This is a genomic window from Streptomyces turgidiscabies Car8 (assembly GCF_000331005.1).
Taxonomy (GTDB): domain Bacteria; phylum Actinomycetota; class Actinomycetes; order Streptomycetales; family Streptomycetaceae; genus Streptomyces; species Streptomyces turgidiscabies.
Map to the genome: position 1 here is coordinate 1 of NZ_AEJB01000184.1, position 13094 is coordinate 13094.

General features: G+C 68.0%; 3 protein-coding genes and 1 pseudogene. 1 reads left to right on the forward strand and 3 read right to left on the reverse strand.

Annotated elements, in window-relative coordinates; translation table 11 throughout:
• Both STRTUCAR8_RS11380 and STRTUCAR8_RS11385 read right to left on the reverse strand, forming a co-directional pair.
• The coding region (locus STRTUCAR8_RS11380; protein ID WP_006375804.1) for a hypothetical protein at positions 1-797 on the reverse strand (797 nt) is incomplete at its 3' end.
• A 203-nt stretch (positions 798-1000) separates the two neighbouring features.
• Positions 1001-4201 (reverse strand): DNRLRE domain-containing protein, encoded by a 3201-nt coding sequence (locus tag STRTUCAR8_RS11385; RefSeq protein WP_006375806.1) that lies wholly within the window; start codon positions 4199-4201, stop codon positions 1001-1003.
• Positions 4202-4777: 576 nt separating this feature from the next.
• Here STRTUCAR8_RS11385 and STRTUCAR8_RS11390 point away from each other — a divergent pair.
• A complete protein-coding gene (locus tag STRTUCAR8_RS11390) occupies positions 4778-12733 on the forward strand; it encodes a ricin-type beta-trefoil lectin domain protein (protein WP_006375807.1) in 7956 nt (2651 codons plus the stop codon).
• A 43-nt stretch (positions 12734-12776) separates the two neighbouring features.
• Here STRTUCAR8_RS11390 and STRTUCAR8_RS11395 read toward each other — a convergent pair.
• Positions 12777-12998 (reverse strand): annotated as a pseudogene (locus STRTUCAR8_RS11395) (DUF4429 domain-containing protein); the annotation flags it as partial.
• Positions 12999-13094: the final 96 nt, after the last annotated feature.

A 13094-nucleotide genomic window follows, 5' to 3' on the forward strand; every position in this document is an offset into this window, starting at 1 on the left:
TCCCCCTCCACAACCTCCCCCTCCACGACGTCTTCGTCCGCGACTCGGTAGGACGGGTTTGTCAGCGGCAGGCTGGAGAGGTGCCTCTTGAGCCTCCTGGCCATCGGAAGGAAGGTCGCGAGAGTGAGCCCTCCGGAGACAACGGCCCCGACGAGGGGGATGGCCTTCGAGACGCTCTTCGCGAAGGACTGCTTCGTCATCTGGACGCCGAGGTAAGCCGCGACCTTTTTCACGATCGGGTAGATGACACCCTGGGTGAGCGCCTTCTGGGGCAGCTTCTTGGCGACCTGCTCCGCCATCATCCCGGCGACCTTCCCCACAGCGGCGTTCGCCGACTGGGTTCCGAACATCACGCCGAAGAACAGCGTGAGCACCCCCATGGTCGCGTCATCGACGTCATCGCCGTCGTCGGAGAACAGATCGGGCCAGCTGTAGAGGTACGCGAGTTTCTGCGCGATACGCACCATGTGGCCGAAGTACTGGGCCACATCGGCGGGCACGGTGGCGGGAAGGGCGAGGATGCCGGGGACCCCGGCGGCGGCGGAGAGAGCGCTGACCTTGGCGGTTTCGAAGCGGATGGAATCGTTGGCCACCTTGTCGAGAACCTCGGCAGTGATGCCCGCAGCAGCGGGGGTCTCCTCCACCGCTCTTCGCACCTCGTCCTCGGAGCAGTGGCGCGCCAGCGCACTACGGAGGTACGCCTCCCGGTCGATACGCACCCCAGGAAGCTTCGCTGCCGCCAACAGCACCGCGGAGAAGCGTGACTCGGAGTTCTCGACATCTTTGCCCGGTTTCATAACAGGAACGTACAGTAGCTCCGGACTCCAAGAGGCGTACTGCGTCAGTCCGTTGAGGCCTCGGCAGCGCTCCGTATCCGGCCCACCCCCGGCCGCGGCGCCCCAGCGGACGCGGCTGTTCGAGCAATGGCCGAGCCCCCGGCGCCACAACAGCAGCACCAGGGGCTCGCCTGTACGGATCAGAGTCGCCGCAGGCCGATCGCCTACCCGAACGCCAGTTTCTCGTTCCACCCGGAGCCGATGACCGTCTTGACGGGCCCGTTGGCCCAGTTGGTCGCCGGGTGATAGACGGACATGTGTCCGTCCGAAGCGAACCGAGCCCAGATGTCCGGGATCCCGTCACCGTTGATGTCGGGGATCCCGATCGCCGCGTTGACGTTGGCCTCGGTCCAGGTGGTGCCGAAGGACTCGTCCCCGTTGACGGCGTTCGAGCCCAGCATCAGGGAGTTGAGGTCCACGCTGCCCGTCACCGTGCCGGGCTTGCCGCGCCGGAGGTACAGGTTGCCGTTGTCCAGGTTGCGCCAGAGCAGGTCGGCCACGCCGTCCTTGTTCATGTCGGCCAGGTTGACGATGTCGCGTCGGGACCAGGCGTCCGGGTTCATCATCGTGGCCGTCTGGACGCTGCCGCCCGTGTAGCCGGACAGCACCCAGAATCCCGCCGCCGTCCTCAGCACCAGGTCCGGCAGCTTATCACCCGTGACGTCGCCCAGGGCCTTCAACTGGGTCCACGTCGACGGGGCCGGCGCGTTCGACGGCAGGCGGATCTTCATGCGCTGAGTGACGTCGAAGGAGCCGTAGCCGTCCCCCGGGTAGAGCCAGAAGCCGCCGTCCGGGGTGCGGGCGAACAGGTCGGTCGTGCCGTCACCGGGGTAGGTGTCCTGGTAGTGGGCGATCAGCGCGGCCTTGTTGCCGAGCGTCGAGGCGGCGTCGTACCAGTGGCCCGGCGGGTTCAGCAGGGTCGTGCCGTCCGCGTTCCTGCCGTACGAGGACGTCAGTTGGCCGTACAGCTCGCCGTCCGGCTTCTGGCCCGGGTAGGTCCTCAGAGCACCGGCCGCGTCGATGACCAGAAGGTCGGGGGTGCCGTCGCCGCCCGTGTCACCGGGGGTGTCGGCGTTCTCCTTCGGCGGGACGTATGTCGTGTAGTCCGTTCGCACGCTCGGATTGCCGAGGTTGTCGTAGGCGTAGACCTGGAGGGTGTTGGGGCCGGCGTTGAACGGCTGGAGGTCGGGGACCGTCGCTATGCCGTTGGCGTCGGCGTTCACCGACTTCGGGGCGACCCCGCCCCAGGCGTACTGGAAGCGCACGGCGCCCGGTGACTCGAAGGTGATCGGGCCGATCGTGCCGAATTTGACCGTCGCCCAGGTGGTGCCGCTCGGGGTGGCCTCCAGGAACACGTCACTGGTGACCTCGGGCTGGGACGGGCCGCTCGGGTCGACCGTGATGCGGCACGGCTCGGTGCCCGGCGGGTAGTTGCTGGATGTCACACCCGCCAGGTCCTGGCCCATGGCGTCCCAGGAGAACGTGGTGGTCGTGGTGATGTCCTTCAGGCGGGCGTCGGTGACCGGGATGGTCAGCGAGGAGGTGCCGCCGGACGCGCCGATGGTGACGTACGTGCCGGCCGGTACGGTGCTGCCGGTCTTCCAGAACCGGAAGCGGACCTTGCTCATGTTGTTGTCGGGGTCCTTGGCGGTCACCGACAGGGTGATGTTGGTCTTGCCGACCGTCACGCCCGCGCCAGGTCCGGGCGTGCAGGCACCGCCGGGCTTCGAGGAGCCCTTGGTGGGCTCGGACGGAGGGCGGTTGTAGACGGCCTCGATGCTCGCGTCGGTCGCCTTGAACTTGCGCCAGGTCTGGGTGTCCGACTCGCTGCTGGCCCGCATGCCGAGGGTGAGGGTCGAGTGGCCGTTGTTCGTGGCGTACTGGGCGGCGTCCTTGACGTTGAAGGCCTCGTAGTCGTTGGGGCAGGAGCTCGACCACCCGTGCGCGAAGGACTTGCGCTGGAGTTCGTCGGACCAGCTCGGCTGCGCGTTCCAGGTCGTGCCGGACGAGATCGGGCCGGTGCGCCAGATCTGGAACTCGCGGCTCGTGCAGGACCAGGAGTGGGTGTTGAGCACCTTGAAGGTGGCGCTGGTGATCTCCGCGCCCTTGATGCTGCTGTACCAGTCCATCCGCCAGAAGGAGCGGGCCGTGCCGCCGGTGTCGCTCTCGTGGCCGACGCGGGCTTCGGACGTGCCCGAGGAGAAGTTGGTGCCGTTGAAGAAGCTGGTGCTGGGGTACGGCTTGTAGGCCACCGTCCACGCGTCCCAGCCGGGGTTCAGCGGCGGGTCGACGAACAGCGGATAGGTGACGTCCTCGCGTGCGGCCAAGCCGGTCGCGGCGAAGCCGAGGCCGAGTCGGGCGTCGTGGGTGTTCTCGCCGTCCAGGGTGATCGGCAGCGGCGCGGAGTTGGCGCCCGGCTCGACACCGGTCAGGCCGGACAGCTTCAGCACCTCTGCCGGGGTGGTGGTCGACGTACGGTTCGGGGTGCCGGGGCGCAGCTCGGGGTCTCGGCCGCTGGAGTCCCACGCGAACGGTGTGGGGATCGAGCCGACCTCCTTGCCGGCCTTGTCCAGGACCCGGACCCTGCTGGCCTTGCGGTCCTGCCGGAACACGGCGGTGTCGGAGCGCAGCCTGTACCTGACGGTCTTCAGCGCCTCCTGGCGTGCGGCCTCGGGCGTCTTGACGATGAGAACCTGTGCCATGCCGCCCTCTTCACGGGCCACGAGCAGCAGGTCGACGTCGGGCAGCACCTCCGAGTAGAGGGCGCGCGGTCCGTCCAGCACCGGCTCGGGCAGGGCGCCCGGCCAGGTGTACGCGACGGTGTGCCCGTCGAGCTCCACCTCGGCGAGCACCGTCTCACCCGGCGTTTCGGCGCGGGCGAACGACCGGTCGGCGCGGGCCTTTTGCGCGGTGCCGCTCGCGAAGCGGACCGGGACGACGGGGTTCCTGGGTGCGACGCCGAGTCCACGAGGGGCCTTGGCCGTCCGCCGGAGCTTGTTGTCGACGGGGACCCACGCGCCCGCGGCGTTCTTCACCCGGGTCGGCGTGGCCGTGATACGGGTCTTGAACTGCCCGTCGGGCAGCGCCCAGGTCAGCGCGGTGGCCGTGGTCGCCGTGTCGACGAGCACCTGCTTGCCGGTGCGCGCGGCCTCGGCCGTCGCGGTGGCCTCGTCGCGCGGGCCGGTCGAAGCGCGGGTGGCGTCGGTGGTGCCGGTGGTGCCGTCGGCGCGGGCCGGCGGGGTGTCGTCCGGCTGCCACCACGGCAGCAGGGAGGCGGTCAGGGCGGCCAGCACAAGGCCGAGAGTCAGGGACAGCCGGGTGCGCGTGCGCACGAAGGGGCTGAGATATCGGGGCGGCGCGGTCACGGCGGTCTACTCCCGTGGGAACCAAGCGGATTGAGGGCAACGAGAAAAACGCGGACAGCCCCGTTCGGCAGGCCGCGGGGCAGGAGGCGGGCATACGATCACACATTCGCCGTATCACGTCCATGTATGAAGAAGTTAAGGATTTGTTATGAACATTGGAAACGGATGTGACGGTGTGCCAACTGTGTCCGTTTTAAGGACTTTTAGAGGCCGCATTGACCAAGATCAGGTGATTACTCCTCTTCACCTGATGAGTCGTCGACAGGATGATCTGATGCGTTTCACCCCGTGACACAGATCACTTCTCAGAGCGCACCGGCCACGTGGCCGATCTTGAACCGTGCGGTGGACCTGACGGAGAGTGCGCACGCACGCGCCTGAGCCAGACGTGTGCCCTCAGGTGCTCGCGCACCTCGTCCGTTGAATGAATTGCCACGGTGGGAGTCGACGCGTATGCGTGCTTCAGGTCCACTGTCATGGCTGGGGCGCAGACGCCCGGTCCTGACGGAGTCACAACGCAGGCGTCGGCGGCGAAGCCGCACGGCGACCATTCTTCTGCTGTCCTCGACGCTGACGGTGACCAGTCTGGGCGGGGAGGCCCTCGCCGTTCCCGGCCCGGACATGACACGCGAGAAGTCGATCGCCGAGGTCGACCTCCCGGACCTGCCGGAGGCCACCGAGGTCGATGGCGACGAGGCAGCGGACAAGACGCTCACCCTGGCTCCCCAGAACCCGGTCGTCCCGTACACCCCCGACGCGGTCGCGCCGTGGACCTCCGGCACCGGCAGCGCCACCCTCTCCACGGCTGACGCGCCGGGCACCACCAAGCCGGTCAGCAACAACCTGCCCGTCGCCATCGGTGTTCCGGCGGGCGGCGACCCCGCCGACCTCGCCGGTGCCTGGACGGTGGGCGTGGCCCCGCAGACGACCTCGCAGGAAGCGGGCGTCTCCGGCATCGTCATGAAGCTGACCCCGCCGGCCACCGTCGACCCTGCCGCCGAGGTCGCGATCAGCATCGACACCACGGGCTTCGCCGACCTCTACGGACCGCAGGCCGCCGACCGTTTCGGTCTGATGCTGCTGCCCGAGTGCGTGTACTCCTCCCCCACCGAGGGCGACTGCGCCGACGGCGGCGGCGAGGGCATGGCCACGATGTCCGTCTCCGAGGGCGACAAGGACGTCAGGAACGGCAAGGAGAACTTCCAGCGGCTGCGCAGCACGGTGAGGACCGTGCCGGCCAAGAACGCGCCCACCAACACCAGGACGGCCAAGGACGCCACGACCCGCAAGATCCTCGGCGGTAGCATCCCGGTCTCCAGCCTCGTCGGTGAGGGCTTCGCCCCCACCAAGGCGTCACAGGCTTCCTACCGCGACGGCGTCCAGCCCGCGGTCGCCGCGAACGGCGGTGCCGCTGTCGGCGGTCTCGACATCGGCTCGTCGGTCTCAGGTGACTTCACGGCCTCGCCGCTGCTGTCCTCCGGCTCCTGGTCGTCGGGCTCGTCCTCGGGCGCGTTCACGTACTCGTACCAGGCGCAGGTCCCGGAGACCGCCGGCGGTCTGATGCCGAAGGTCAACCTGGCGTACTCCTCGCAGTCCGTCGACGGCCGCACCTCGTCCTCGAACAACCAGGCCTCCTGGATCGGTGACGGCTGGGACTACAACGCGGGCTCCATCACCCGTACGTACGCCAACTGCCGCCAGGACTCCAAGAAGGCGGGCTCCAACAACTCCACCCACCGCACCGCGGACCTCTGCTGGGGCTCGGAGAACGCCACCCTCTCCCTCGGCGGTATGACCACCGAACTGGTGTGGGACGAGATCAAGGGCAAGTGGTTCACGGCCAACGGCGACGGCTCCACCGTCCAGCTGATCAAGGGCGAGGCCACCGGCAACGGAGCCAGGGACGGTGAGTACTGGGTCGTCACCACCAGGGACGGCATCAAATACCACTTCGGCAAGAACAAGCTCCCGAACTGGAACGACCACGGCACCGCCGCCGACGACCCGACCACCGACTCGGTACTCACGGTCCCCGTCTACGGCAACCACTCCGACGAGGACTGCTACAAGGGCCCGACAACCACCGACTGGACCAACTCGCACTGCACACAGGGCTGGCGCTGGGGCCTCGACTACGTCGAGGACGTTCACGGCAACGCGATGTCGCTGTGGTGGAAGAAGGACCAGAACCACTACGCCCGGAACTTCAACTTCAAGGCGCCGGTCGTCTACGACCGCGACGGCTGGCTCGACCACATCGACTACGGCCAGCGCGCCAACAGCATCTTCACGGAGGCGGCCCCGGCCCGTGTCGGCTTCTCGGTGGAGGAGCGCTGCTACACCGTCAACGACGTCACCTGCTCCGAGACCAACTTCAAGTCCAAGGACCCGCGCAACTACCGGCCCTGGTTCGACACCCCGGCCGACCTGCGCTGCGAGTCCGGCAAGAAGTGCTGGAACGCGGGCCCGACCTTCTGGACCCGTAAGCGTCTCGACAAGATCACGACCTCGGCCCAGCGGCGCACCGACACCGCCGCCCGCCAGGTCGTCGACGAGTACCTGCTGAAGCAGAGCTTCGCCAGGCTGAAGACCGGTCCGAACACCGCCCTGTGGCTGGAGTCGGTCCAGCGCACCGGATACGGCCGCAACGGCACCACCGACGCGAAGGTCGCGCTCAACTCGGTGCGGTTCGAGTCCAACGCCGAGGACATGCCCAACCGGGTCAAGGCGGTCAACTCGCACCGCCCCGGCTTCTCCCGGCTCCGCATCACCCGCGTGATCAACGAGTACGGCGGCGAGACCATCGTCCGCTACAAGCCGATCGAGGGCGACTGCCTCACCGGCGACCTGCCCCTGCTCGACCAGCAGCCCGGCGAGGAACGCGCCCAGGCGATGGCCCGGCTTCAGGGCCGGCTCAAGACGAACAACCGGCTCTGCTATCCGTCGTTCTGGAACCCCGACCCCGAGGTCGAGGACATCGACTGGTTCCACAAGTACGTCGTGGACACCGTCGAGGAACTGCCGAACATCGACGGCAACTTCACCACCAGGACCGAGTACAAGTACAAGAACCCGGCCTGGAAGCTCGCCGAGGCCGAGTTCAGCAAGAAGTCCCAGCGCACCTACTCGCAGTTCGCGGGGGTCGAGCAGACCACCGTCCTGACGGGCCCGGTCAACGACGAAGGCACCCCGGACACCGCCGGCCAGCGCTCCAAGGCCGTCACCCGTTACTTCCGGGGCCTCGGCGACACCGTGTCCGTGAAGGACATCACGGGCGCCGAGATAGCCAAGGACGAGGAGCCGTTCGCCGGCCGGATCGCCGAGGAGCTCAGCTACGTCGACTCCACGAAGGCCGACTCCGACTGGCTGACCCGCTCCAGCACCAAGCCCGAGGCCACCGAACTCGCCAGGCGCAACCGTGAGGACGGCCTGACCCCGCTGCGGGCCTGGCGGGTCACGGAGCCCGAGGAGATCGCGTACACCAAGTCGTCCGGCACCAACACCGACGACCCCCGCACGGTGCGCACGGTGCGGACGACGACGACGTACGACCCGACGTACGGCCTGCCGACCCTGGTGGAGTCCCTGGGCGACGCGGCGGCGAACAAGACCGGCGACGAGTCGTGCACCAAGTCGGAGTACGTGCACCAGACCGACAAGAACCTGATCGGTCTCAGCAAACAGGTCCTCGTCTCACCCACCACCTGCGCGAACGCCAACTGGACCGACCTCACGACGCTGAGCGGGGCCACTCGCACGGCGTACGACGGCGCCTCCTACGGAACGGCGCTGTCGGGCTCGACCCGCGGTCTGGCCACCGAGTCGTGGTCGCTGAACGGCACCGGCACCGGATTCCTGACCGACGGCACAACCGGCTTCGACGCGATCGGCCGGGTCGTCCGGCAGACCGACCCGGACGAGCTGGCCAAGCCGGTCCCGAAGTCCTCGACGATCGCCTACGACTCCGTGGGGCCGGCCACTGGCCAGGTCTTCAGGGTCACGACGACCAACGTGCTCGGGCACAGACAGATCCAGGAACTGGAGCCCGGCCGATCAGTCACATTGACGACCAAGGACGCCAACGACCTGGTCAGCGAAGCGAAGTACGACCCGCTGGGCCGGCTATCCGAGGCGTGGGCCCCGGGCCGCACCCCCTCGGCCTCGTCGGTGCCGGACTTCCGCGCGGTCTACACGATCCCCGCGGAGGAGACCGACCCGGCCGACCCGAACATCAAGATCCGCAAGCCTCCGTACGTCACCAGCTACGCGCGGGGCTACGAGAACCGGGTCGAGACCTCCGTCACCCTGTACGACGGCCTCGGCCGTGAGCGGCAGACGCAGGAGGAGGCCGACAACGACGGCGGCTGGCTGATCACCGACACGCTGTACAACACGTCCGGCGAGGTCTACCAGACGAACAACGCCTATCTGACCGATGAGGCCAGGCCGGGCGAGCTGTTCATCCCTGTCTCGGACGTCACCGTCCCCAACATCACGCGCTACACCTACGACGGTCTCGGCCGCGTGAAGCAGGAGACGCCGTACCTCAAGTGGGTCGACCCGATCTCCAAGGAGTCGTTCTCCAAGGCGTACGAGGACCGGGCCACCAAGTACGAGTACGGCGAGGACTGGTCAAAGGTGGTCAACCCGCAGGGCGCCTCGTCCTACCGCGTCTTCACCGACGCGCTGGGCCGCACGGCCCGGGTGGACACCTTCGACCCGGCAGCCCCGGGCGGCCGGGTCTCGATGGCCTACGAGTACAACAACCACGGTCAGATGGTGAAGGCGGTCAACTCCGCGGACACGGCGCACCCGTGGTCCTGGTCGTTCGACCACCGCGGCCGGATGGAGACCTCCACCGACCCGGACTCGGGCACCACCCGTATGACGTACGACAACCGGGACCGAATGCTGACCTCGGCCAATGCCCGCGGTGTGACGGTCTGGAACGGTTACGACGAACTGTCCCGGCCGAAGCAGCAGCGTCTCGGCGACGCCAACGGCACGGTCCTCGCGGACTACGCGTACGACCTCGTCGCCGGCGGCAAGGGCATGCCCGCCCAGGCCACCCGCTACACCGACGGCCTGGCGTACACGCAGAAGGTCAACGGCTACACAAAGGACTACCAGCCGACCTCGACCACGCTGTCCCTGCCGGAGTCCATCGCCGTCGCGTGGGGTCTGGACAAGGACTACACCTACGACTACTCCTACTCGGACACCGGAGTGCTGGAGGAGAGCACCCTTCCGAAGATCGGCAAGTTCGCGGAGGAGAAGCTGGTCGTCCGCTACAACAAGGACGGCAAGCCGCTCTCCGTCTCCGGCAAGGACTGGTACGGCTCGGAGACCGTGTACGACCCGCAGGGCCAGCTGCTCCGCTCGACCCTGGGTGCCCAGCCCTACCGGGTCTGGACGCAGAACGCGTTCGACGAGAGCAGCGGTGAGCTCAAGGAGCAGCAGGTCTACCGGGAGCAGAACGCCGCGAGTCTGGTCGGCGGCAACCTGGTGTCGAACCGGGCCTACACCTACGACCCGGCCGGCAACGTCACCTCGATCCAGGAGAAGTCCGTCGGGATCGAGGAGCGGCAGTGCTTCGACTACGACCCGCTGGGTCAGCTGAAGGCGGCCTGGACTTCCAAGGACCAAGTGGCCTGCGTCAACCCGAGGAACCCGGACGGCACTCTGAACAAGAACGCGGACGGCACGCTCCGTGTCGCCGCGGGCAACGACGGCTCCGGTTACTGGCAGGAGTACGAGTACGACCTGCTCGGCAACCGCACCGAGCTGACCGAGAACAACCTCGGCGGCGACACCACCAGGAACGCCGTCACCACGTACGCGTACGGCAAGGGTGCCGCCAAGGACCAGCCGCACACGCTGACCAAGGTGTCGAAGGCCTACAAGGCGCCCACGGGTGCACAGGTCACGGCCGAGGCTACGCGTCTGTACGAGCTGACCGGCGAGACCAAGACGATCACCTCGGTCGAGAACGGTGACAAGCAGGAACTGACCTGGACCTACGACGGCCAGGTGGAGCGCATCACCGGTCAGGGCACCGGCGGCAAGACCCCGTACGTGGGTCTCGGCCAGAAGTGCCTCGACCTCAAGTCCGGCCTCGCCACCGCGGGCCAGCCGATCCAGCTGTACCAGTGCAATTCCACGGTGGCGCAGAACTGGCACTTCGACCCGGTCCCCGGCACAGCGGCTGTTCCTCAGCCCAGCTCCAACCTCGGCACCCTGGAGGTCTACGACACCTGGTGTCTCCAGCCGGCCGCCAACGCCGCGGGCTCCGCTGTCCAACTGCAGAAGTGCAACGGCACCGCCGCACAGCACCTGAAGCGGAACGCGGCCGGTCAGCTGACGCACGCCGACTCCAACCTGTGCCTCACGGTGCAGGGCTCGGCGAACGTGAACTCCACGCCGATCGTCCTGGCCACCTGTGACGCGGCCCAGGCAGCCCAGCAGTGGCTGCCGCAGTCCGACACCCGGCACATCTACGGGCCCACGGGCCAACGGCTCCTCACCATCCAGGGCAAGCAGGCCACGCTGAACCTGGGCGACGCCCAGGTCACCGTCCAGCCGGGCGGCGTCCTGGTCCGTACCGAGCGCACCTACTCCTCACCCGGTGGCGCGGTCATGCGCTACGCCAACGGAACCGGCGGAGAGTCCCTGGTCGCGCAGACCATGGACCATCAGGCCAGCGTGTACGCGGAGGTCGTCCTCGGCACCGGCATGCCCGTCCGGATCCGCAAGCAGGACCCGTTCGGCAACCAGCGGTCCGCCGACGTCGCCGGCGCGAACCTCCAGAGTCACCAGGGCTTCACGGGCCAGACCCGGGACGACGCCTCCGGCTTCCAGCCGCTGGGCGCGCGGCTCTACGACCCGGTGGTGGGACGCTTCCTGTCCGCGGACCCGATCGTGGACCTGAACGACCCGCTGCAGTCCAACGGCTACGCCTACGCGCACAACAACCCGGTCACGCATTCCGACCCGACCGGTCTGGCGATCAACCTGACCGCCTCCGAGCGGGCCGCGGCCCTCGTGGGCGCGGGTCTGTCAGCCGCCCAGGTCGCGCAGGCGCAGTCCACCATGGGCAAGTCACTGTCCTCGGTCATCCTCGCGATCGCCTGGGAAACGCTGAAGGACTTCATCGGCATCAACGACGCGATGGCCTGCTTCGGCGGTGACATGTGGTCGTGCGGCAGCATCATCCTGGACGCCATTCCGTGGACGAAGCTGGGCAAGATCCCGTCGGTCCTGAAGGCGATCAACCGCACCATCGACGCCATCCAGGCGTTCAAAACCGCCAAGAAGGCGGCCGAGGCCGTGCTCAAGGCCGCCAAGGCGGCCGAGGCGGCGGCCTTGAGGGCGAAGAAGGCGGCGATCGAGAAGGCCAAGAAGGAGGCCGCGCAGAGAGCGAAGAAGAAAGCCGCCGAACAGGCCAGGAGAACGGCCGACAAGGCGGTCGCCCAGACGAAGAAGACCGGCAACGCCGTCCAGAAGCAGGCCCAGGCCAAGGCGGCCCCGAAGGTGTCCACCAGCAAGGGCTCCGGAGGGGGCGGCAAGGGCGGCGGTTCCAAGCCCGGCGGCAGCTCCGGCGGTTCCTCGCGCAACAACGGTGGATCCAGCGGCAGCGGTGGCTCGGGCAGGACCGACGGAGGCGGTGGCTGCAACAGCTTCGTGCCGGGCACGAAGGTCCTCATGGCCGACGGCTCCACCAAGCCGATCGAGCAGGTCAGGACGGGCGACAAGATCGTCGCGACCGACCCGAAGACGGGCGAGACCCGGACCGAGACGGTCACGGCCGAGATCAAGGGCCAGGGCCTCAAGCACCTCGTCAAGGTCACCATCGACACCGACGGCGAGAAGGGCACGAAGACGGCCCAGGTCACCGCGACCGACGGCCACCCCTTCTGGGTCCCCGAGCTCGGCGAGTGGATCGCAGCCACCGACCTGAAGTCGGGCCAGTGGCTGCAGACGAGCGCCGGCACTTACGTCCAGATCGCTGCGATCCAGCGCTGGACGGCACAGCAAGCGACCGTCCACAACCTCACCGTCGGCGATCTCCACACGTTCTACGTGGTGGCGGCGGGGACCTCGGTCCTCAACCACAACACCAGCGGAGAGGCGTGCGAAGTCTGGGCCTCCGAGCAGACGCACCAGACCTCGGGAGTGCTGGACACCCAGGTCGAGCAGATTCCGCTGGGCAGTGGACCGGACTCCGGCGGGTTCCTCAGCCGGGACGGCAACGCGGCTCGTGACACCAACGGCGTCGTCGACTGGCGGACCATTCCGGGCATGACAGAGCAGAACCGCCACCACGTCGAGATGCAGGCCGCGGCCTACATGCGGCTGAACAACATCCGGCAGGGCCGCGTGTACATCAATCACCCTGACGGCGTCTGCGGCTACTGCGACGGACGCTTCGACTACGGAGGAATCAACATCGAGGACGCCCTGCCCCATGGCGCGGATCTCTGGGTCACCGTCGCCGGAGGGGGGACGACCCACTTCCGCGGAAACCGCAGGTGATCCCTCAGTGATCTAGCGGGACCGGTCTGCCGGTGGGGCGTGTGGTCGCCTGGAGCAGCGGGTCGGCGCCCTCGCGGAGCCTGAGCCGTAGCCGCCCGCGCCTGCGTTCCGGTTCGTAGACGATGCCCGAGACCGCCTCCAGGGGCACGGCGACCTCGCCGTACGTCTGCCGGAACAGCGGCACGGAACGGTGGAGCCCCGGCGTGATCCTGACCGTGCTGCCGTCGAAGACCCAGGTCCCGTCGCGCTGGATGATCTCGGCCATACGTGAATTCTCGCAGCCGGGTCAACAAGCGGGCCGCGGTTTCACTCGCCTTTTCCCCTGCCGGGGCCGACCTGCCGCACACGACGAGTGTTATGT